This is a genomic window from Desulfosoma sp., from assembly GCF_052743555.1.
The window spans coordinates 12,335-32,597 of sequence record NZ_JBRAHS010000021.1; the positions used below are offsets into that span (position 1 = coordinate 12,335).

20 protein-coding genes are annotated in these 20,263 nt (G+C 57.2%); 15 read left to right on the forward strand and 5 right to left on the reverse strand.

Annotation, left to right across the window (positions count from 1 at the left end):
- Nucleotides 1-99: 99 nt before the first annotated feature.
- From speD to ACUVSA_RS12630, 4 genes are all read left to right on the forward strand, one after another.
- Entirely contained in the window at nt 100-480 is a 381-nt protein-coding gene (gene speD / locus ACUVSA_RS12615; RefSeq protein WP_445895098.1) for an adenosylmethionine decarboxylase, read from the forward strand.
- Nucleotides 480-1,397 (forward strand): fused MFS/spermidine synthase, encoded by a 918-nt coding sequence (locus tag ACUVSA_RS12620; protein ID WP_445895117.1) that lies wholly within the window; start codon nt 480-482, stop codon nt 1,395-1,397. The genes speD and ACUVSA_RS12620 overlap by 1 nt, the downstream gene beginning before the upstream one ends.
- Before the next feature lie 106 nt (nt 1,398-1,503).
- Entirely contained in the window at nt 1,504-1,884 is a 381-nt protein-coding gene (locus ACUVSA_RS12625) for an FmdB family zinc ribbon protein (RefSeq protein WP_445892117.1), read from the forward strand.
- 7 nt (nt 1,885-1,891) lie between these two features.
- The gene (locus tag ACUVSA_RS12630; RefSeq protein WP_445895099.1) at nt 1,892-2,809 is read left to right on the forward strand and encodes an RluA family pseudouridine synthase; all 918 of its coding nucleotides are present in this window, start codon (nt 1,892-1,894) and stop codon (nt 2,807-2,809) included.
- On the opposite strand, the gene ACUVSA_RS12635 is transcribed toward ACUVSA_RS12630, so the two are convergent.
- The 3 genes from ACUVSA_RS12635 to mutL form a co-directional block, all read right to left on the reverse strand.
- Nucleotides 2,745-5,033 carry a dynamin family protein gene (locus tag ACUVSA_RS12635; RefSeq protein WP_445895100.1) on the reverse strand — a complete coding sequence of 763 codons (2,289 nt, stop codon included), beginning with the start codon at nt 5,031-5,033 and terminating at the stop codon, nt 2,745-2,747. The two genes, ACUVSA_RS12630 and ACUVSA_RS12635, sit on opposite strands and share 65 nt — an antisense overlap.
- A gap of 76 nt (nt 5,034-5,109) precedes the next feature.
- Nucleotides 5,110-6,078 (reverse strand): tRNA (adenosine(37)-N6)-dimethylallyltransferase MiaA, encoded by a 969-nt coding sequence (gene miaA, locus ACUVSA_RS12640; protein WP_445895101.1) that lies wholly within the window; start codon nt 6,076-6,078, stop codon nt 5,110-5,112.
- On the reverse strand, nt 6,075-7,883 hold the full coding sequence (gene mutL / locus ACUVSA_RS12645) for a DNA mismatch repair endonuclease MutL (protein ID WP_445895102.1): 1,809 nt from the start codon (nt 7,881-7,883) through the stop codon (nt 6,075-6,077). The genes miaA and mutL overlap by 4 nt, the downstream gene beginning before the upstream one ends.
- 121 nt (nt 7,884-8,004) lie before the next feature.
- On the opposite strand from mutL, the gene ACUVSA_RS12650 reads away from it, so the two are divergent.
- The 3 genes from ACUVSA_RS12650 to ACUVSA_RS12660 all read left to right on the forward strand — a co-directional run bounded on the left by ACUVSA_RS12650 (nt 8,005) and on the right by ACUVSA_RS12660 (nt 10,797).
- The gene (locus tag ACUVSA_RS12650; protein WP_445895103.1) at nt 8,005-9,477 is read left to right on the forward strand and encodes a hypothetical protein; all 1,473 of its coding nucleotides are present in this window, start codon (nt 8,005-8,007) and stop codon (nt 9,475-9,477) included.
- Between the two features lie 82 nt (nt 9,478-9,559).
- A complete protein-coding gene (locus ACUVSA_RS12655; RefSeq protein WP_445895104.1) occupies nt 9,560-10,582 on the forward strand; it encodes a rod shape-determining protein in 1,023 nt (340 codons plus the stop codon).
- A 14-nt stretch (nt 10,583-10,596) separates the two neighbouring features.
- Entirely contained in the window at nt 10,597-10,797 is a 201-nt protein-coding gene (locus ACUVSA_RS12660; RefSeq protein WP_445892124.1) for a hypothetical protein, read from the forward strand.
- A 42-nt stretch (nt 10,798-10,839) separates the two neighbouring features.
- Here the strand turns inward: ACUVSA_RS12660 and ACUVSA_RS12665 are convergent, their stop codons facing one another.
- On the reverse strand, nt 10,840-11,247 hold the full coding sequence (locus ACUVSA_RS12665; protein ID WP_445892125.1) for a hypothetical protein: 408 nt from the start codon (nt 11,245-11,247) through the stop codon (nt 10,840-10,842).
- 244 nt (nt 11,248-11,491) lie between these two features.
- Here ACUVSA_RS12665 and ACUVSA_RS12670 point away from each other — a divergent pair, with 244 nt between their 5' ends.
- From ACUVSA_RS12670 to ACUVSA_RS12690, 5 genes are all read left to right on the forward strand, one after another.
- Nucleotides 11,492-12,160 (forward strand): CBS and ACT domain-containing protein, encoded by a 669-nt coding sequence (locus ACUVSA_RS12670; RefSeq protein WP_445892126.1) that lies wholly within the window; start codon nt 11,492-11,494, stop codon nt 12,158-12,160.
- Nucleotides 12,161-12,195: 35 nt separating this feature from the next.
- Entirely contained in the window at nt 12,196-12,801 is a 606-nt protein-coding gene (locus ACUVSA_RS12675; protein WP_445895105.1) for a hypothetical protein, read from the forward strand.
- 85 nt (nt 12,802-12,886) lie between these two features.
- Nucleotides 12,887-14,365 carry an AMP-dependent synthetase/ligase gene (locus ACUVSA_RS12680; RefSeq protein WP_445895106.1) on the forward strand — a complete coding sequence of 493 codons (1,479 nt, stop codon included), beginning with the start codon at nt 12,887-12,889 and terminating at the stop codon, nt 14,363-14,365.
- A 12-nt stretch (nt 14,366-14,377) separates the two neighbouring features.
- A complete protein-coding gene (locus tag ACUVSA_RS12685) occupies nt 14,378-14,698 on the forward strand; it encodes a hypothetical protein (RefSeq protein WP_445892129.1) in 321 nt (106 codons plus the stop codon).
- A 111-nt stretch (nt 14,699-14,809) separates the two neighbouring features.
- A complete protein-coding gene (locus ACUVSA_RS12690) occupies nt 14,810-15,802 on the forward strand; it encodes an ROK family protein (RefSeq protein WP_445892130.1) in 993 nt (330 codons plus the stop codon).
- A 245-nt stretch (nt 15,803-16,047) separates the two neighbouring features.
- Here the strand turns inward: ACUVSA_RS12690 and moaA are convergent, their stop codons facing one another.
- Nucleotides 16,048-17,043, reverse strand: a complete 996-nt coding sequence (gene moaA, locus ACUVSA_RS12695) for a GTP 3',8-cyclase MoaA (protein ID WP_445892131.1) — start codon at nt 17,041-17,043, stop codon at nt 16,048-16,050.
- Between the two features lie 272 nt (nt 17,044-17,315).
- On the opposite strand from moaA, the gene fbp reads away from it, so the two are divergent.
- From fbp to rsmA, 3 genes are read left to right on the forward strand one after another with little or no spacing between them, the layout of a single operon-like run.
- Nucleotides 17,316-18,338: a class 1 fructose-bisphosphatase gene (gene fbp, locus ACUVSA_RS12700; RefSeq protein WP_445892132.1), complete on the forward strand. Its 1,023-nt coding sequence runs from the start codon at nt 17,316-17,318 to the stop codon at nt 18,336-18,338.
- A 24-nt stretch (nt 18,339-18,362) separates the two neighbouring features.
- Complete coding sequence (gene tsaD / locus ACUVSA_RS12705; RefSeq protein WP_445892146.1) at nt 18,363-19,388, forward strand: tRNA (adenosine(37)-N6)-threonylcarbamoyltransferase complex transferase subunit TsaD; 1,026 nt, start codon at nt 18,363-18,365, stop codon at nt 19,386-19,388.
- Between the two features lie 4 nt (nt 19,389-19,392).
- Complete coding sequence (gene rsmA, locus ACUVSA_RS12710) at nt 19,393-20,247, forward strand: 16S rRNA (adenine(1518)-N(6)/adenine(1519)-N(6))-dimethyltransferase RsmA (protein ID WP_445892133.1); 855 nt, start codon at nt 19,393-19,395, stop codon at nt 20,245-20,247.
- The last annotated feature ends 16 nt before the right edge of the window (nt 20,248-20,263 follow it).

The window sequence follows — 20,263 nt, forward strand, 5'->3', positions numbered from 1 at the left end:
TTCATCACCGAGTGCGGTTCCCCCCCATGAATAGGAGGTTTTTTGTTTTGTTAACGCTCAAAAAAGGGATTCCCATGACGTGAGGAAGCGAAAAAGAAAATGAAATCACTAGGAAAACACCTCATCGTGGAACTCTATGACTGCGATTTCGACCTCATCAACGATGTCTCCCAGGTGGAGAAAATCTTGGTGGAGGCGGTCGCCATCTCCAAGGCCACCATTGTCCAACCCGTTTTTCATCAGTTCTCGCCTCACGGGGTGAGCGGCGTGGTTGTGATCGCCGAATCCCATTTCACGATCCACACATGGCCGGAATACGGCTATTGTGCTCTGGACATCTTCACGTGCGGCGAACTGATCGACTCCGATGCTTCCTTGGCCTATTTGCAAAAGGCCTTTAAGGCAGGGAGCCGCTCTGTCATGGAGATCAAACGAGGGGTGTTGAATCTGCCGGCGGATCGATTGAGACACAAACCGTGATGGAAAAACAACAAGACCGTCTGTGGTTTCGCGAACTGCAAAGCAGTGGCGAGGAAACCTTATACGCCTGTCGTGCGGTTCTTTGGCACGGGCGGTCCCGCTACCAGCAGATCGATATCGTCGAGACGGAGATGCACGGCCTCGTTCTTTTCCTGGACGGGGTTGTGCAGTCGGCGCAGCGGGATGAGTTTATCTATCATGAGGTGCTTGTCCATCCGGCCATGTGGAGCCACCCGGCGCCTCGACGTGTGCTCATTATCGGAGGCGGCGAAGGGGCTACGCTGCGGGAAGTGTGTCGGCATCAAGACGTGCGCCGCATCGTCATGGTGGAAATTGACGGGGAACTGGTGGACATTTGCCGGCGCCTGCTGCCTCAATGGCATCAGGGATCCTTTGATGATCCAAGGGTGGAGCTGATCATCGGCGACGGAAGGGCCTTTGTGGAAGAAACCGAAGAACGATTCGACGTGGCGGTGTTGGACCTCAGTGACCCCATGGACGAAAGCCCGGCGGCCCTTTTGTTCACGCAGGAATTTTATGAACTAGTGGCGCAGTGTCTGACGCCCATGGGCTGTGTTTCTGTTCAAGGGGAATGTATCAGCCCACAAAAGGTGGCGGCCCACGCGCGCATCGTCAACACGCTCAAACAGGTGTTCCCTGTGGTGCATCCCTGCCCGTACAGCCTGCACAGCTTTCATCGACCCGATGCCCACATTCTGGCCACGAAGAACCCTCAATGGTCCGTCGATGCCGTGGTCCAGCGGGCTCGATCCATGGCCATGCCGCTGCGATACCTCAACGCGCCCATGGTGGAAAAGCTCTTTACCGTTCCTCCCTACCTTGAAGAGGCCTATGCGCTCCACCGAGAGCCGTTGACGGATGCCGCCCACCACTTGACCTGGGAAGACCTCTTATAGATAAGCACGTGCCATCGTGCGCAAAGGGCACCCTGGATTTGCGGGGGGACTTTCCCGAAGGTTCCGCATCAAGCTGCCCCCAAGGGGGAGTGGAAGGAGGACACCGATGCCCATTTACGAATACCTGTGCCTTCGTTGCGGCAAGAAAAACGAGGTCATCACTTTGCGCATATCCGAAGAGGTGCACGCCCAGTGCCGGCACTGCAACTCCGAGGAACTTCGGCGCATTCCGTCACGCGTGCGGGTGCGTTTGTCCGAAGAAACGCGTTTGGAACGTTTGGCGGACCCTGCCAAGTTCGGCGCCTTGGATGAAAACGACCCCAAGAGCATGGCCAAATTCATGAAGGCCATGACCCAGGAGATGGGGGACGATTTCGATGAGGATGTGGACGCCCTTGTGGAAGAAGCCATGGAAGAGGAAGCGTCTTCCCGGAGGGAATCCGACGGGTCCTCCGCCGACGACGACGCGGGGGAAGCGAGCCTTTAGCGTTCCCATGGTCAAGACCCTTGGCTCAAGTTTTTGGAAGATGGTGGTGCGTCCCGACCAGGACGGGTGGCGCGTGTGGGAGTTGGTTCAGCACGAATGCTTTGTGGAATGCAAGGAGGCGCAGGGTGTGGTGGCTTTCGGCGCCGTGCATGTGGCGGGCAAAGTAGTGCGCGATCCCGATCGGGTCCTCAGGGTCGGAGAAGAAGTTCGCATTTACTGGCCATGGACGGGTGTGCGCAGGTTCTACGAATTGGACGCCGCGCGCATCCTTTATCAAGATGCATGGCTTCTCGCTTACAACAAGGAAGCCGGCATTCCTACCCAGCCCACGCCTTCGGACGCCTACAACAACGTCTTTGAAGCCGCCAAACGCTTTCTTGCACATCAAGGGGGTTCGCCGTCCTACGTGGGGTTGCACCACAGGTTGGATCGGGAAACCAGCGGCGTGCTGGTGATGAGCGTCTCCCGTAAGGCTAACAAGGCCCTAGGCTGCGCCTTTGCGGAACACCGTGTGGAAAAGATCTACCTGGCCTGGGTATTCGGGGTTCCCGACTGGGGAACCAAAACCGTACGCGTGGACATTGGAAGGGAATCGGGACGGTATGTGGCGCGGGCCGATCGACCCGGAAAGTGCGCCGAAACGTTTTTCGCGGTGATCTTTCGAGGTTCCGGTCAAAGCCTTGTGCAGGCCGTGCCCATCACTGGGCGCACGCACCAGATTCGGCTGCATTTGGCCCACGAAGGTTTCCCCATTGTGGGAGATCGCCGCTACGGCGGGCCTCAGGCGGCCGCCGCGGCCTCCCGCTTGCTTCTCCATGCTTGGAAAATAAAACTTTTTCATCCCGTCACAGGTTGTGAACTCAACCTGACAGCTCCCCCTCCGAACGATTGGCTGTTGCCTCCTGATCCAGCCATTGCAGGCTGACCGCCCGCCGCAGTTCCTCGATGTCCCGCAGTTGATTCTCTGCTTCGTGGGCCGTTTCTTCCAGAACCATCATGGCTCGAGTGCGCTTGCCTTCTTCCATTCGGCCGTGCTGCAGGAGCTGTCGAAAATCCATGTGGGCCATACGGGCCCGCGCTTGAAAGGCATCCAGGAGTTGGGCCAGGGCTGCGTCCAAAAGCTTGTGTAGGTATAGGTACCTAAAGTTTTGACGGTAATCGCGAAAAGCATAGATTAATTCCGCGCGTGTTTCCGCTTTCACCACCTCCACAGCCTCCAGAAACGTGTCCCCGGGATGCTCCGGCCCCTCGGGGCGAGCTTTTCTTCCAAGGCGGTTTTTTAATGTCACAAGGAAGCGGTTGAGGCGTCCCAGTCCGAACTTCATGAAAAGCACGCCGCGGCCCAAAGCGTTGTCTTCCACAAAACCGCTGAAAACAGGCGGTGTGATGCTCCTCCATTGGCTCCATTCCGCATCGGGGGGCGCGTCCATGCGCTGCACCGAAACCCCCAAGGACTCCAAAGCGCGATGGTACTCTTCCAAAGCGCTCAAAAAGAGAGACCAAAAGGCCTGGGTCGCCTCCTGCAAACGTCCCTGGAGATGCCTCTCCTGCTCCTTGGCGAACCGCACCGTTTCCACATGGACACGCTCCACCAAAAAGACCGAAAGGGATTGGCGAAATTCCATGTAAAAACTGTGGAGTTGTCGAAGAATTTTGCGAGGGTTTGCCAAGTCTTTGGCATACGCGGGGTCCACGGGATAGGAGTCCACCATGCGCAGGGTTTCCTGTACCAGATGGCCGGAACTGAGGTCAAAAAAAGCCGCGACGGCCTTGTCCAACTCGCTCTTGAGGTTTTCTTTCAAACCCCCGATGGCGTGCTCCAGAGTGCTCAACGTGCCGATCAGTTCTTCCTGGCGGCGTTGCAGGTGAGAGGCCGCTTGTTCCAGATGTTGAAGATCTCGGCTCAACAGCTGCCCTCGAGTGCGGCAGGTTTCCGCCAGGGTTTGGGCGACCATGGCCAAGCGGCCGAGCCCCGTGCTGAAAAGGACACGGCGGCGTTGAGACCCCACACGCTCGGCCAGTTCCCTTTTGAAATCTTCAAATCCTGAAACCGAAGCCGTTGTTGCCAAGGCGTCTTCACGCCACATCTGCAGCCGAAGGGCATCCCGGGAAGAGGCTTTCGGCGGATGGGCCGCCAGAAGATGGTAAAGGCCGGAAAAGGCAAAGACCTGAGGGCTCGGGATCGTCCAACTCAGTTCCTTGACGAAGCGCTCCACGGACGCCTCGATATCCTTAGGGCCGTGATGGCTGTCCAAATCCAGGTTCAGCACGAAAAGTGTCTGCGGTGTCATGCGCAGGGTCTTGATGAAATCCAAAAGTTTCAGATCCGCCTCTCGAAGGCCCGTGCGGCTGCTCACCACATAGACAATGAGGTGACTCTTGAGAAGGTACTCTTGCAGCCGGGCGAAATGCAAAGGATTCGGCGAGTCGCTCCCTTGGCAGTCGGCGATTTCCACATGGTTTCCAATCCAGGAGGCAGGACAATGGATTTCCACATCCTTTAAAAAGACGGCGCGCGATTCCTCACCCACAAAATCCTGATGTCGGTCCAGGGAATCCTCATTAAAGGTGAGCCTTTGAGGGTGGTTGTGAACGAGGTCCCGCACCTTGGCGAATCCTTCCAAGTAAGCGTGAAGCATGATGAAATGGGCGTTGAGCGCCCCTCGCTGGGATTGCAGTTCCCTTTGGGCTGCAGCCAATTTCTTGTAAAGACCCTCTCGATGCGTGCTTCTTCTGAGATCCCAGTTTGTTTTGGACAAGGCATCGTTTTCGCCGAGGGGTAGCATGGCCACCGCCCCGTTGATTTCCTGATGGATCTCGTCCCAGCTCTTGAATTCGATCCAGCCGCCCCGAACATCATTGGATCGAATGCGGGTGATGAAGGAGGTGATAATCCCTGCGCCCCTCTTCAGCAGGTCCTCCGCCAATAGGGCGTTGATCAGGGTGCTTTTACCCGATTTCACCGAGCCCGCCACAGCGATGCGCACCAGGGATTCCTGCAGGGCGGAACGAACCAAGTCCAAGTGTTCAAGCCAGTGTTCGCTCTGGGAGGTGTCCACCAGCTTTTCTTGGACCAGTTTTTTCACGGCGTGGCGCAGGGTGTGTTCCCTGAGTTCAATGCCTTTCTTAAATGCCAGGTAATCGTTCATGGGTCTCCACGGTTGCCTTGATCACATTCTTGCCCCATCCACAGGCTCAGGGCCGCGGCATGCTAGCCCATTTCAGTTACCCCGTAAAGCCGCATTCGTTTCCCTGCAGTGCCGAAAAGACGGCATCAAAAATTTTTCGGCGTGCCTCCGCATGAAACCAGCGAAATTCCGGATCCCCTCGAAACCAGGTCATCTGCCTTTTGGCGTAACGGCGTGTATCTCTTTGCATCGTTCTGACTGCTTCCTCAAAGGTCATACGGCCGGCCAGGTATTGACACATGTGTCGGTATCCCAAGGACTGCATAGGTTTGAGGGAGCAGTCGTAGCCCATGCGCACCAGGTGGCGCACCTCGTCCAGGAGACCCTGGTCCACCATGTGCAGCGCGCGCTGGTCAATGCGGGCATAGAGCTCGTCGCGGTCTCGATAGAGAACGATCTTGATGGTGGGATATAAGGCCTGACGAAAGCCGTGGGTCCTTTGCCAATGAGAGAGGGGCACACCGGTGCTCCGATACACTTCCAGAGCCCGAAGAAGGCGTTGGCGGTCGTTGGGATGAATCCGTGCGGCACAAGATGGGTCCACGCGGGAAAGTTCCGCATAAAGCCATGACATTCCGTGGCGTGCGAGGTCGTCCAGCAGCTGCCGTCGAAGGCCGGGATGGGTGGTCGGACCTGGGCAGATGCCTCGCGTGAGGGCCTTCATATAGAGGCCCGTGCCGCCCACGACCAGAGGAATCTTACCCTGAGCATGGAGCGCCTCGATGACGGCGCGCGCCTGGTGAGCAAAGACGGCGGCATCGTAAGGTTCATCCGGATTCACCACGTCCAGCAAATGATGGCGGACTCGATTCCGTTCCTGGGCAGAAGGCTTGGCGGTGCCGATGTCCATGAATCGGTAGACCTGCATGGAATCGGCATTGACGATGTCCGTTTTCAGAACTTCGGCCAGATCCAGAGACAGGGCCGTTTTTCCCACGGCTGTCGGGCCGGCCAGAAGCACGATGGGAAAGGAAGGGGAATGCTCAGGGTTGAGGCACGGGGTCATGATCGATAGAAAAAGCGCTGAATCTGGTCCAGAGTGATTTTCCACCACAGGGGTCTTCCGTGAGGACAAGTGGCGGAAAGTTCCAGGGCATCCAGTTCGGCCAGGAGATGGCGTATTTCTTCCGTCTGAAGCCTCTGCCCCGCCCGAACCGAGGAATGGCAGGCAGCTGTGTGGGCCAGGTGTTCCAAGAGTTCCGCTCGCGGCGTGCGGTCTTCCGCTGGAGTTTTTTCCACAAGACGCCTGAGGAGAAGGCCGGGATCCACAGGCTTGAGCACGGACGGCATGGCGTGAATGACAAAAGATCCACCGCCGAGGGGCTCCACCTCAAAGCCCAGCGCTTGCAGGTCGGGAAGCCATCGTTTCAGGGCATCCCCTTCCACAGGGGGAAGGTCCAGAACCTGCGGCGGCGCGAGACGCTGGGATCCGGACGATGAGCTTGTTCGGCGAAGGCGTTCGTAGCAGATGCGTTCATGGGCGGCGTGCTGGTCGATGAGGATGAGGCCGTCCTGAGCTTCCAAAAGAATGTAGGTGCAGGCGAGTTGTCCTAAAATTTTTAGGGAGGAAGAGCCCAAGACCGCGGAAGAATTTAAGGGCGGTGAGGGTCCGAAAAGTTCCTGGTCTGAGGGTGAGGCCATAGGTCGATGAAGCCAAGTGAGCTGAACCGGTTCGGGCTGTGGCTGAACCCGCTTGGAGGCGTGAAGGTCCGCCTGTGGCAAAGAGGACAGAGCGGATTGGCCTTCGCGAGCGGCGGTGCTTTTTCCCGTAGGATTCAAGGATGCTGAAGAGACGTAAAAGGAACGGGCCCAAGATGCCTGCATGGCCGAAGCCAAAGCTTCGTTCAAGGCCTGCCGAACCATCTCCAGGACCAGCGATGGATCTCGAAAACGCACCTCCCTTTTGGTGGGATGCACGTTGACGTCCACCAGAGGAGGGGGCACGTCCAGGAGCAGAATGCCGAAGGGGTAGGATCCCTTGGGCAGCAGGGTGTCGTAAGCGGTGAGGACCGCATGGGTCAGAAGGGCGTCTTTAACGGGCCTTTTGTTCACGAAGAGAAAGAGGCTTCGTGCGTTGGCTCGTTGCAGTTCAGGAGGGCCGACGAGTCCACGGATCACCACGTTTTCGGTGTTAAAGTCCACGGGAAAAAGGCTTTTGGCCAGGGTGGCCCCGAAGACCTGATAGGCGCGATCGCGTAAAGAGGCGGCCTTGGGAAAATCGTGCACCGTGCGGTCCTGATGCACCAGCTGCCAGGACAGTTCCGGGTTCGCCAGGGCCTGCCGAAGGAACATGTCCGAGATGTGCGCGGCTTCGGTGTCCACGGCTCGCAAGAATTTTCTTCGGGCTGGCACATTGAAAAAAAGATCGCGTACTGTCACACTGGTTCCTGGAGGGCAGCCCACTTCATCTACCGTGCGAATCGTTCCGCCTTCCACGAGGATGCGAACACCGAAAACGGCGTCTTTTTCCCGAGTGATCATTTCCAGGCGGCTGACCGCCGCGATGCTTGGGAGCGCCTCGCCTCGAAACCCCATGGATCGAATGTTTTGCAGGTCCTGGACTGAAGCAATCTTACTGGTGGCGTGCCTCTCCAAAGCCAAAAGCGCATCCTCGGGGCTCATGCCTTCTCCATCATCCACCACACGCACGAGGCTTCGACCTCCTTTGTGCACAAGCACGCGAATCCGATGGGATGCAGCATCCACACTGTTTTCCACCAGTTCCTTGACCACGGCGGCCGGCCTTTCCACCACTTCGCCGGCCGCGATCTGATTGCACAGTTGGTCCGGAAGCACTTTGATCTTGCCCATCAGCATTGCCTTATTGACAAGAAAGGTAGGTTTCCTCCAGTATGCAACCCGTGAAAAGACGGCTTCGTTTTTTGATCCTGCAAAGCCTTGCGCCAATGTGCAAGCACAAAGGGCCACGGCGATGATGCCCACATTCCAATTGGTGGTCAACTGGCTGAGCAATGTGCTGGATGCGTATACGGTGGCGTTTTTCGTCCTGGATCCCCTGAAAAACGGCTTCCGCCTTGTGACGTCTCAGTCTCTCAGCAAACACCTGCACAAAAGCCTGAGTTTTCCAAAGGACGGCAGCGGCCTTTTGTCGCAAGTGCACAAAGTCGGGCATACAGTGCATCTAGGCAAGGTGGAAGTGGAAAAGCTCGCAGGCTCCCTTCCTTTTTATCGTGAAGGGGAAGGGGGGATCAAGGGGCTTTTGGTGACACCGGTGGCCGGAGAAGCGGGGCTGCTCTACGTGGATACAAAACGCCACTGGGGGTTCAACGACAAGCAACAAAAGTGGATACATGAAACGGCCCTCATTTTGGAACAGCTCCTGGACCAACAGCACCGACTTCAAGAAAGAGACAGCTTTTCGCGCATTCTCACTCTCTGGCATGACCTGATCGATGCCATGACCAAGGCTCGAACCCCCACCGAGGCGGCCCAGACCTTGGTGCAAAGCTGTGCAGCCTATACCCGGGCGGATTTTGCCTTTCTCGTGGAGCGAGGCTGTGGGGAAAAGTTCTATCACCTCGTAGGGACGGCCGGCCGAGTGCCCCAGAGGCTGCTGCACACCGCCATTCCTTTGGATTCGCGAGGGCTGGTCATCGAGTCCCTGGAAGCCTCAAAACCCCTTTTCATCCCCGCACTTAACCCGGATGTTTCGGACCATTACCTGTTCGTCGCCGGGGAACATCTTCCCCATCAGGGGTCTTTGTGGGTGTTGAACGGCGGTTCCGCTCAATTGGGAGCCTTGGGATTGGCCCTTCTGGGCAAGAAGCGCCTGAGCCTGACACAGGACGATCGCGTCGCTGTGGAAAAAAGTTTTCGCATTTTCGAGGCATTTTACGAAAGGTGGCATTATCAGCACACCTATGCGGAATGGACATGTAAGGATGGGGCCAGTGGGTTTTTGACCCCCTGGGCCTTTGCGACCTACGTCAAGGAGGCGGTGCACGCCGCGCTCCAAAACAGCGAACCTCTCTCCGTCGTGATCCTTCAATATGAGCCCTGGCAATACGCCCAGGCCGTAATCCCTCCTTCGGAATTGGATGTTTGGGAAAAGACCCTCATGGTAAGCCTCAAAAGGCATGTGCCGCCCGGCATCGTCGTAGGCCGTCTGGCCCAGAACCGATGCGGCCTTTTGGCCCTTGGCGGGGAACTGCGGGATCTTCTGGCCCTTGCCGAGACTTTTCGTCGCGTCTGTGGCGGACTGCCCGGCCCGAAAAAGAAGAAACTGGTGCTCAAAACCTTTGTGGGGCAGGCACAGATGCCCCAGGACGGTGTCACCTACGATGAGCTGTGGATGGCGGCGTGTCGAAGGCTCTTTGACTCGCTCCACGGAGGAAGCAAAGCCTCGGCCGATGGGTCTGCACCCTCGGAGAAAATTTCAAATTGACCTCCCTGAACCTTAAGACTAGACTTTTGCCAGTCGTTGCCACAGAGGGAAACGGTTCCTCGATAAGGAAGAAAGGGCATTGATGCTGCAAAGGTTGTTGGGTTTTTTGTCTAAAGACCTGGCCATGGACCTAGGCACCGCCAACACCTTAATTTACCTTAAAAGCAAGGGGATCGTTCTTAATGAGCCCTCGGTGGTGGCCATAGACAGGGACAATCACAGAGTGGTGGCCGTCGGTAAGGAAGCCAAGGGGCTGATGGGGCGGACTTCCGAAAGAGTGGTGGCCATTCGCCCGCTCAAAGACGGTGTCATTGCCGACTTTGAAGTCACCAGTGTCATGATCAAGACCTTTCTTGCCCGCGTGCTGTATCGGCGTCCCCTGGTGAAACCCAAGCTCGTGGTGGCCGTTCCCACAGGGATTACCTCCGTGGAAAAAAGAGCGGTCATGGAAGCGGCGGAACAAGCTGGAGCGGGCCGGGTGCACCTGGTGGAAGAACCCATGGCGGCCGCCATCGGGACCGGCCTTCCCGTGGATCAACCCATCGGCAGCATGGTGGTGGACATCGGTGGCGGCACCACCGAAGTGGCCGTCATTTCCATGTTCGCCGTGGCCTACAGCGAATCGGTGCGCGTGGCCGGGGATGAAGCCAATGAAGCCATTATGCGCTACGTTCAGCGGGAAAGGCAGATGATCATCAGCGAGGTGCTGGCCGAAAACATCAAAATACAAATTGGTTCGGCCATTCCCCTGGAAAAGCCCATGACACTGGAAGTTACGGGGAAGGATATCGTCAGCGGGATTCCCAAGACTTTTACGCTCACCGATGAAGAAGTGCGCTTTGCCATTCAAGAGCCCATCCACGCCATTGTGGAGTCGGTGCGCCGTGCTTTGGAAAAGACGCCGCCGGAACTGGCCGCGGATATCGGCCAAAGCGGGATATGGCTGGCGGGCGGCGGGGCGCTGATCAAAGGGTTGGACCGCCTCCTGGAACAAGAAACCGGACTCAAAGTGAACATTTCCGATGACCCTCTGACCGCCGTAGTGCGTGGGGCCGGGTCGGTCATTGAACATTTCGGGTATTTCCGTGATGTCTTCGTGAACTAAAAGGAGCGTCCTTCATGGAAAAGGTGTTCACGGCATCGGAAATTCAAGACAAGATGGATTGTTACGGAGAGTTCGACCGAAACGACAAGATCTGCGTCGCCCATTGTGCGTTAAACGTCACCTGCGCCATACTCAAAGCGCGCGGTACGGACACCATCACCGTGCGGTTCCTGGACGGGGCCCGCATGCCGGCCTACCGATCGGAAATGCCTTAACGTTCCCACCGTCCACGATCTTAGGCACGCGCCTGAGCGGCCTCAGGGAGCGTCAAAGGAATCCGGAGGCCGAACGAGGCGAAGGTGTGGTTTTTGATGTTCTTCGGCCAGCGTGGCCAGGAGTTCTCGAAGGCTGCGCCGAGCTTCTTGCACCGATTCCAGATAGAGCGCTCGTTTTCTGTCATGTTCCGCCTCCTCCTTTCGAATTTCCAAACGTAGGCGTCGAAGCTTGTGGTACGGCAACAGGGTTCTCCAAAAACAGACGTTCAGAGGGCGTCCGTAGACTTGTTCCAACTGCCCACACAGATCTTCAGCGCCGCGGTCTTTGAGAAAGCGCTCCACATCGAAAAGTTCCTCTTCCGGAAGAAAATACGGGGACGCCTCCCAGGCGGCCACCTCTTCCTGCAGGGCTTTGAAAAGGCCGGGGTCTGGTGAATGCCGTTGCGCCATGAGAGCTCCTTTCCACAAACCTGGTCTTCAGCGCTCCCGAGTCGTCTTATTGCGCTTTCTTTAATCTAAACCCCATGCGGCGAAAAATCGATTCCCTCGCGGCCGTGCCTTCGCACGGCCTCAAGCCATGACGCAAAATATTAGAACATTCGCCCAAAAAAGATTATCATTTTGTGAGGAGATGTGCTGTGCCGCGGGGGATTGAACCTTTTCTCGATCCGCTGGAACAAGGGAGGTTAAGGACATGTACGTGGGTTGGCACATGAAAACAAATCTGGTGACCATCTCTCCGGAAACACCCGTGCTCAAAGCGCGCGAAATCATGGACACCAAAAAGATCTCACACCTGCCGGTCACCGACGGAAAGGCTCGTCTTCTTGGCATTGTCACGGACCGCGACCTCAAGGAAGCCTGGGCGTCCCCGGCAAGCACGCTGAGTGTCTATGAACTGACCTATGTGCTGCAAAAACTCAAAGTCGAAGCCATTATGACCAAAAAGGTCCTGACGGTCACTCCCGACATGACCATCGAACGGGCGGCGAGCATTCTGCATGCGCATCGTATCAGCGCTCTGCCCGTCGTTCAAAACGACAAAGTAGTGGGCATCATAACGTCCACAGATCTCATGGAAGTGCTGTTGCAGGCTCTGGGCATGAGCGAGGACAGCGGCCGTTTGTCCATCATTGTGCGGGATCGCATCGGGATCCTCGCGGAAGTGGGGCGCACCATGCAAGAGGCCGGGATCAACATTCGCAGCGTGATGACGTTCCCACTGCAGGGCTTTCAGGACTTGTGGCAACTGATTCTCAGGGTCAGTCTGGCATCCATGGAAAAGGCAGCACAGGTGCTTGGCGAACGTGGATTTAAGGTCATCACTAAATACGTGGAAGACCTGACCCCCTATCTGCCGTAAATGCCTTGACGACGCCGCGAGGGCTGGACGGGACCATGGCGAAATTAATTGATTTGATGGAAAGAAAAAAGATGACCACCCTGATCTGTGCCCGTCCTGTAGAATTTCGCTGGGGAGAATGGGCCGTGGGGCCCGCATGGCTGTGCGTTCGAGGCGAGTCGATGGCTTTTGAGTCCCATCGTCTGGAATCGCGCCGTGTCCCCGGGCATGGGCACCTTCAGTGGCTGCCGAACCATGTGAAGCTGGATGGTGGCAGCCACGACACGGTCCAGGCCCTTTTTCGTTATCGGAACGACGAGCACGCCATGCGCCGGGTCTACCGATTGGCAGGACTGATGGAGTGCATCACGCGGGGCGTGTGTCCCGTGTTACGCTCCGACCTGTTGCGCCGCATTTACCAGAACATTATGGCCGAACGAAATGCGTTGCAAGTGGTGTGGCGGGGATCCGTGGACCGTTTTCTGCTGCCTCTGTATCTGCACCACGGCGTTGTGGAACGCCTTCTTGCCCTCTTGAAACCCATGGAAAACCTTCAAGAACTCTTTTCGCTGGTGGAACGGGAAACGGCCGTGCAGTTCGATCTGCTGTGTTCCCACTATGTTATCTATGTTCCTATGAGTTTTGCTCGGCTGGATGTTTGAAGGTTCAATCTTCCAGGCTCAGCCCAAGCCCAGTTGAACAAGCCATGAACATTGCGCACGATGGACAAGGAGATGCCTGTTGCTCATGAAAGTCTACACTCACCTTTTTCTGGAACGAGCGGAAAAGAGCGGCGCAAAAAGAGCACTTTTCTACCGTCGGGAAGGACAGTGGCATGAGATGACCTGGGCTGCCTTTGAGGACGCGACTCGGCGGACCGCACGAAGCCTTATCGCCTTGGGCGTCACATCCCAGGACCGGGTGGCCATATGGAGTCACAATCAGCCCCGGTGGACCGTGGCGGACCTTGGGTGCCAGTTTGTTCGAGCGGTTTCCGTGCCCGTCTATCCCACCAACACATCCCAGCAGGCGGCTTACATTCTCAAAGACTCTCAGTCGAAGGTGGTTTTTGTGGGTGCCCAGGATCAGCTCACCAAGGCCTTGCACGTCATGGAAGATCTGCCGCAGATTCAGGCTGTGGTGATCCTGGACGAGGCGTTGGACCATGGAACTTCGAACAAGGTCATGACCTTTGAGGCGTTTCTGGCTTTGGGCGAAGGCATTCACGACGAGGAAGTGTTCCGGCGGCTGAGCGAAGCGCATCTGCAGGATCTTCTCACCCTCATTTACATGTCTGGCACCACCGGCAAACCCAAGGGCGTCACGTTGGCCCAGTCCAACGTGCTCTATCAGATGACTTCCCACGAAGAGCGCATCCTGCCTTGCGGGGAATCGGATCTGTCCCTGTGTTTCCTTCCTCTCTCGCATGTTTTTGAGAGGACCTGGACCTACTATGTCTTTCACAAGGGAATGACCAACGCCTACCAGGACGATCCAAAACAAGTGGCGGAAGCCATGAAACAGGTGCGTCCCACGGTCATGTGCACGGTTCCAAGACTTCTGCAAAAAATTTATGGGGCCGTGCAGGAAAAGGTCGAGGCGGCGCCTCCCACGCGCCGGCGCCTGTTTCAGTGGGCCCTTGGCGTCGGCGACGATGTCTTTCGCCGTCAAAAGGATGGTCTGGGTGTTCCATTGGGCTTAAGGGTTCAGCATCGCGTGGCTGACGCCCTTGTGCTTTCCAAGCTCAGGGCCATTTTCAGGGGGCGGGTGCGCTGTATGCCCTGCGCCGGGGCGCCCCTTTCGGCGGAAATCGAACGCTTTTTCTGCGGTGTCGGCGTCTTGATCGTGTGCGGGTACGGCCCGACGGAAACGACGGCCAGCGTCACCTGCCATGAACCCAAAGCATTCTCTTTTGGTACCGTAGGTAGGCCGCTTCCGGGCCAACAAGTGCGCATCGACCCACGGACCAACGAAATTCTCGTTCGAGGCCCCAATGTGATGAAGGGCTACTACAACAAGCCCGAAGAGACATCTGCTGTTTTCACCAAAGACGGCTATTTTCGCACCGGGGACGCCGGAGCCTTTGACGCCTATGGGGAGCTGATCATCACCGATCGCATTAAGGATCTTTTCAAGACATCGGGCGGTAAGTACATCGCTCCTCAGATGATCGAGACCCTGGTGGGCGCGGATCCGGCCGTGGAACACATCGCCGTGGTGGGCTAGGGGCGAAAGTGTGTGACGGCCTTGGTGGTGCCCAGCTTTGAAAACATCAAAGGTTTCGTGGTGGAAAAAGGCCTGCAAGGGCTTTCGCGAGAAGAGCTGGTGAAACATCCGGCCGTGATCGATTTTTTCAGGCAAAAAATCGACGACCTCAGGCGCAACCTCGCCCCCCATGAAAAGATCGTGCGCTTTGCCCTTATCCCCAAGGAGTTTTCCTTGGAAGACGGCGAGATGACCCCAACTTTGAAACTCAAGCGAAAGATCATCCTGGAATGCTACGCCCCGCTGATTGAGGACATGTATCGGGACATCGACCGAACCGGAAGGAATGGATAACGGCGCCGTTTTTCGTGGGGGTGCTCTTGAGGCTTTCTCGGGTTTTGGCAAAAGCGGGCGCAAGAACGGCCGGAATCCACGCCCTGCGCGTTTTCAAGAGGAACATCGTCTATGGGGAAAGCTTGCTGCATCGGGGTCGATATCGGTGGAACGTTCATCAAAATGGGACTTTTTGATGAAAAGGGCGTTCAATACGCGTTGGAACGTCTGCCTTCCAACGCCTTGAGACCGCCGGAAATGCTGCTCGAAAGCCTCGTTCAGGCATGCCGAAACCTGATGGATGCACGGCAGGCCCACGAAGGTCGTGTTTTGGCTGTCGGTCTCGGAGTCGCCGGAAAGCTCGACAATCAGGAGGGGCGCGTCGTTTTTTCACCAAATCTTCCCAATATGGCGGGATTCCCGTTGGCGCCCCTCCTTGAAAAGGCCTTGGGTATTCCCGTCTTTATGGAAAATGATGCCAACGTGTTCGGCCTTGGGGAACTCTGGGCGGGACACGGCCGCCAGGTGGCTAACTGGATCGGTGTCACTTTGGGCACGGGCGTCGGCGGCTGCCTTGTGACGAACGGTTCCCTGTGGCTGGGCGATCGGTTGGGTTTTGTTGGAGAAATCGGCCACGTCATTGTGGACCCCCATGGTCCCTCCTGTGCGTGCGGGCAGACGGGGTGCCTGGAAGCCCATGCTTCGGGATCGTCTTTGACCCGGGGCATAACGCAGGCTTTCCATGAAGGAAGCCCCTTGCCTTCGTGGCTGTGCGATGCCATTGCCTCGGGATCCCTCACGCCGGAACACGTGGACAAAGCCGCTCGGACAGGACACCCGCGCGCGCTTGATCTGTTCCGGCGCATGGGCTGGGCGTTAGGTCTGGCGCTGGGAAATCTTTTTACCTTTCTCGGTATTCAGACGGCCGTTATTGGGGGAGGGGTGAGCCAAGCGTGGGATCTGTTCTTCCCTCACCTCATGGAAACCCTGAAAACCACACCACGCATGCTCGACCCTTCGAAAATAAAAATTCATCGAACCAGCCTCGGTCCCCTGGCGCCTCTCTATGGAGCGGCACACCTAGCCTGGCAAGGCCTGCAGGAACGGGCAGGTGATTCCACTTAACCCGCGCCGCAAGGTGCCGGAATTCGCCTGGAAGCACGTCCGAAAATGGCTTTGAGGGGCCGTTTTTGTTTCATTCAGGAGCAGGCCCCAAGGCGCAAGAAGGCATCGCGGCTTGCGGCGCTCCTCCTGAAGGTGTTAAAGGGATGAACTTTCAGCGGAGGGGCAAAACCTCAGGGCCTGCCGCATCTTCTGGCGGCGCGGTGCCGTGCACGTGGCTTTGAGAAGCGGCCTTCTTCAAGGTGCGGCTAGCCCCCGATGGCGGTCATGGGGCGCGACTGGCATTTGCGCTGGAATACGGGTCCGTCGTTCACGTGATGCCGCTGCGGTTTCTTTCGGACGGCCTCAAGGATCAGCGCGGCGATTTCTTCATCGGAACACCCGCAGCGCAGCGGGCCCCGAAGGTCCACATGCCGGTCGGAAAAGAGGCAGGTGCGCAGGCCCCCTTCGGCCGTAATGCGCAACCGATTGCAGGACGGGCAGAAGTGATGGCTCATGGGACTGATTAAACCGATTTTTCCGGGAGCGTCGAGGAACTGGTAGTAGCGTGCCGGTCCATTGCCGTTTTCTGAACGGGCGGGAACAAGCGTTCCCATGGCGCACAGGCGTTCCATGACCACATCGGCCGACAGATAACGTTCTTCATAGCCTTCGGGTTGAAAAGGCATGAGCTCGATAAAGCGCACGTGAAACGGATAAGACCGGGTAATGTCCGCCAAAGCCTCGATTTCATCGTCGTTGACGCCTCGCATGGTGACCACGTTGATTTTTACGGGAGAAAAACCCCGATCCAAGGCGGCGCACAGTCCCTGCCACACCTTCCAAAAGGCATCGACCCCAGTGATGGCCGCGTACTTTGCCGGCTGCAGCGTGTCCAAACTCACGTTGAGACGCCGCACACCCACAGCCCAGAGCTCTTCGGCCAACGATTCCAAGAGCACGCCATTGGTGGTGAGGCTCACGTCCCGAATCTCGGTCAAAGCGCAAAGACGCTCAAGAAACCCGAGAATGCCCTTGCGCACCAAAGGTTCTCCCCCGGTGACACGCACTTTGGATATGCCAAGTCCGGAGGCAATGTGCACCAGTCGCAGCAACTCCTCATAGCGCAAGACATCTTCGTGCGGAAGAAAACGAAAACCTTCGGCCGGCAGACAATAGGTGCACCGAAGATTGCACCGATCCGTGACGGAAAGCCTCAAGTAATCCACGCGTCGCTCGAAACCGTCCACGAGCTTTTGGGGCATGGCGCTATCCTTGATCATCGCGTCTTCCGTTGTCGCCTTTTTGAGATCTATTAAAACCGGCTCTTGCGTTATGTCAAGCCGTGAATAACGCAAACACGCCTTTTGTGCTTCACGGCTTCGGTGCTATGATGGGTCTGGCTTGAGGATTCGGCCGTGGGAGTCGTGATGTGGAGGTTGGATGTCGGCAGAGGAAGCTGACGACCCAAGGGTACGAAAGCGGGCAGCGCGGAGAAAAGTTTTTCAAAAGGGGCCGAAAAGGGAGGGCAGCGGGCATGCAAGGGAAAAAACTGGGCGTTACGGTGACCGAGCATCTTCTTCGCCAGCAGCGCTTGACGCCCCAGGCGACAGGCGCCTTTACACTCCTTTTTAACGAACTGGTGGTGGCCGCAAAGCTCATCAACCGAGAACTGAACAAGGCGGGCTTGAACGACATTTATGGATTTACCGGGGATACGAACGTTTACGGGGAACAGGTGCAGAAACTGGATGAGTACGCCCATCGCGTGCTGGTGCGTCGATTGAGTCAGTCGGAGCAGCTGTGCGCCATCGCCTCGGAAGAGGATGCGGATATCATCGAGATTCCCTCCACCATTCCCCAAGGTCCTTACATTTTGCTTATGGATCCTCTGGATGGATCTTCCAACATCGATGTGAACGTGAGCGTGGGCACGATTTTTTCCATACGGCGTCGCCTTCGGGATACCGGTCCCGTGACTTTGGATGAGGTGCTGCGCAAGGGCACGGAACAGGTGGCGGCGGGGTATTTCATTTACGGATCCAGCACCATGCTGGTTTACACCACGGGACAGGGCGTGCACGGCTTCACGCTGCATCCCGCCTTGGGTGAATTTTTCCTGAGCCACGAAAACATTCGCATTCCCAACAAGGGTAAGATTCTCAGTGTCAACGAGGGCAATTATAATTACTGGGACGAAGGCGTGCGCCGCTACGTGGACTACCTGAAAACCCCTGATGTTTCCAAAGGCCGTCCATACACGGCCCGCTACATCGGTTCACTCGTGAGCGACTTCCACCGCAACCTTTTGAAGGGTGGTATCTTCATGTATCCCGCCGACCGCAAGGATCCTAAAAAGCCCTCGGGAAAGCTGCGGCTGATGTTTGAGGCGGCGCCCATGGCCATGGTGGCCGAACAGGCAGGCGGCGCCGCCACGGATGGTGTGCGGCGTATTCTGGACATCGAACCCGAAACCTTGCACGATCGCGTGCCTCTGTTCGTGGGCAGTCAAGAGGATGTGGATGAAGCGGGCCGGTTCCTTCGCGGTGAGGCGCCCTAAGGCTGCGGGGTGGTGAAAAAGCGAATGCTCATTCTTGGTGTGGAGACTTCGTGCGATGAGACAGCGGCGGCCTTGGTTCGAGACGGCCGTCACGTTATCTCGGACGTGGTGGCGAGCCAGATTGCGGTGCACAGTCCCTACGGCGGTGTGGTGCCCGAACTGGCGTCTCGAAAACATGTGGAAAACATTTTGCCGGTGATCGCCGAAGCCTTGCGCTCAGGAGGTGTGACGCTGCGCCAGGTGGATGCTCTGGCGGTGACACAAGGCCCGGGGCTGATCGGAGCTCTCTTGGTTGGGCTGAGCGCAGCCAAGGGTGTAGCCTATGCGCTGGAAAAACCGCTCATCGCTGTCAATCACCTGGAGGGGCACATGGAAGCCGCCTTCGTGAATGCGCAACGGCCTGACGAGCCTCTGGTGTGTCTAGTGGTTTCCGGAGGACACACGGCCCTTTATTACGTGGGTGCCGACGGCTCGGCACGCTGCGTGGGAACCACTCGAGACGATGCGGCGGGAGAAGCCTACGATAAAGTGGCGAAGCTTTTGGGGCTTGGATACCCAGGTGGAGTAGTCATCGATAGGCTGGCCCAAAACGGAAATCCGACGGCCTTTTCTTTTCCTAAGGCCCATTTGGAAAAAGGATCTTTGGATTTTAGTTTCAGCGGCATCAAAACGGCAGTAGCCTATTTTGTTAAAAAACACGGCTTGCCCTTACAAGGCGTGCCAACGCCCTATTGCCTCGAAGACCTGGCGGCCAGTTTTCAGGAAGCTGTGGTCGATGTCCTGGTGGAAAAGACCATGGCGGCCGTGGAACTTTTTCAGGTCCGCCATGTGGCCGTGGCGGGAGGGGTGGCGGCCAACAGCCGGTTGCGGGCCAAGCTTCAAGAGGAAGCGGCGTATCGAAGAGCGCACCTTTACATGCCTGCGATTCGGTATTGTACCGACAATGCCGTCATGATCGCCATGGCTGGTTATCGCGTGTGGCAGCGTCGAGGATTTGCGATGGATCCACTGCAGTTGGATGCTGTCTCGCGATGGCTGAGCAAGACTTAGGCTCATGAACGGCTTTTTATCACCCCAGGAATACTTTCGACGCTTTGGGGGACGCCCCAGAAAAGGTCTGGGCCAACATTTTCTGACGCAGCCGAAAACGGCGGAAAAGATCGTCTCGGTGGCCGATCTGGCCCCCGAAGATGCCGTGGTGGAGGTTGGACCGGGCTTGGGTATCCTCACCGCCCACCTGCTGGAGGTGTGCCAAAAGGTGCACCTGGTGGAAGTGGATCCTGTGCTGGCGGAGTATTTGGAAAAGGCCCTGAGGGAGCGAGGCCATGGGGCGCGCGTGTATCGAACGGATGTTCTTCGCTTCAATTGGACACGCGTGGCGAAAGAAACCGGCCGGCGAGTGGTGGTGGTGGGCAATCTTCCCTATCTTATCACTTCACCCCTCATGTTTCATCTCTTGGAGCATCGCCGAGCCATCCACCACGGTGTTTTCATGGTGCAAAAGGAAGTGGGCCAGCGCCTGGCCGCTTCTCCGGGTTCCAAAAACTACGGCGTTCTCTCGGTGCTTCTGAACCTTTACGGACGCGTGCAGGCGCTCTTTTTCATTGGACCCGGGCAGTTTTATCCGCCGCCAAAGGTGGATTCTTTGGTCATTCGCATCGATTTTCCAGAGTCCCAAACGGATTTTGGCGGGGTCGATTTTTCCATGCTTCGAGCTGTGGTCAACGCGGCGTTTCAAAAAAGGCGAAAGACCTTGGCCAACAGCCTTGCCGGCTTTCAAGGACTGGGCGCGCAAAGGGTGCGCGAGGCCTTGCAGAGTGTGGGCATTGACCCGGGCTTGAGAGGGGAGGCTCTGACCCCTGAAGATTTTGCGACCGTGGCGCGTTGCTTGGCTGGCGGGGCAGTCTGAACCCCGAAGGCGTTGT

Bases quoted from the DNA above. Each gene is read 5' to 3' on its own strand.
- ACUVSA_RS12630 (WP_445895099.1), top strand. From the start codon at position 1,892: ATGGTCAAGACCCTTGGCTCAAGTTTTTGGAAGATGGTGGTGCGTCCC.
- ACUVSA_RS12680 (WP_445895106.1), top strand. From the start codon at position 12,887: ATGAAAGTCTACACTCACCTTTTTCTGGAACGAGCGGAAAAGAGCGGC.
- ACUVSA_RS12655 (WP_445895104.1), top strand. From the start codon at position 9,560: ATGCTGCAAAGGTTGTTGGGTTTTTTGTCTAAAGACCTGGCCATGGAC.
- mutL (WP_445895102.1), bottom strand. From the start codon at position 7,883: ATGGGCAAGATCAAAGTGCTTCCGGACCAACTGTGCAATCAGATCGCG.
- ACUVSA_RS12670 (WP_445892126.1), top strand. From the start codon at position 11,492: ATGTACGTGGGTTGGCACATGAAAACAAATCTGGTGACCATCTCTCCG.
- ACUVSA_RS12665 (WP_445892125.1), bottom strand. From the start codon at position 11,247: ATGGCGCAACGGCATTCACCAGACCCCGGCCTTTTCAAAGCCCTGCAG.
- ACUVSA_RS12650 (WP_445895103.1), top strand. From the start codon at position 8,005: ATGATGCCCACATTCCAATTGGTGGTCAACTGGCTGAGCAATGTGCTG.
- tsaD (WP_445892146.1), top strand. From the start codon at position 18,363: ATGCTCATTCTTGGTGTGGAGACTTCGTGCGATGAGACAGCGGCGGCC.
- miaA (WP_445895101.1), bottom strand. From the start codon at position 6,078: ATGACCCCGTGCCTCAACCCTGAGCATTCCCCTTCCTTTCCCATCGTG.
- ACUVSA_RS12625 (WP_445892117.1), top strand. From the start codon at position 1,504: ATGCCCATTTACGAATACCTGTGCCTTCGTTGCGGCAAGAAAAACGAG.
- fbp (WP_445892132.1), top strand. From the start codon at position 17,316: ATGCAAGGGAAAAAACTGGGCGTTACGGTGACCGAGCATCTTCTTCGC.
- ACUVSA_RS12675 (WP_445895105.1), top strand. From the start codon at position 12,196: ATGGCGAAATTAATTGATTTGATGGAAAGAAAAAAGATGACCACCCTG.
- speD (WP_445895098.1), top strand. From the start codon at position 100: ATGAAATCACTAGGAAAACACCTCATCGTGGAACTCTATGACTGCGAT.
- ACUVSA_RS12660 (WP_445892124.1), top strand. From the start codon at position 10,597: ATGGAAAAGGTGTTCACGGCATCGGAAATTCAAGACAAGATGGATTGT.
- ACUVSA_RS12690 (WP_445892130.1), top strand. From the start codon at position 14,810: ATGGGGAAAGCTTGCTGCATCGGGGTCGATATCGGTGGAACGTTCATC.
- rsmA (WP_445892133.1), top strand. From the start codon at position 19,393: ATGAACGGCTTTTTATCACCCCAGGAATACTTTCGACGCTTTGGGGGA.
- ACUVSA_RS12620 (WP_445895117.1), top strand. From the start codon at position 480: ATGGAAAAACAACAAGACCGTCTGTGGTTTCGCGAACTGCAAAGCAGT.
- moaA (WP_445892131.1), bottom strand. From the start codon at position 17,043: ATGCCCCAAAAGCTCGTGGACGGTTTCGAGCGACGCGTGGATTACTTG.
- ACUVSA_RS12635 (WP_445895100.1), bottom strand. From the start codon at position 5,033: ATGAACGATTACCTGGCATTTAAGAAAGGCATTGAACTCAGGGAACAC.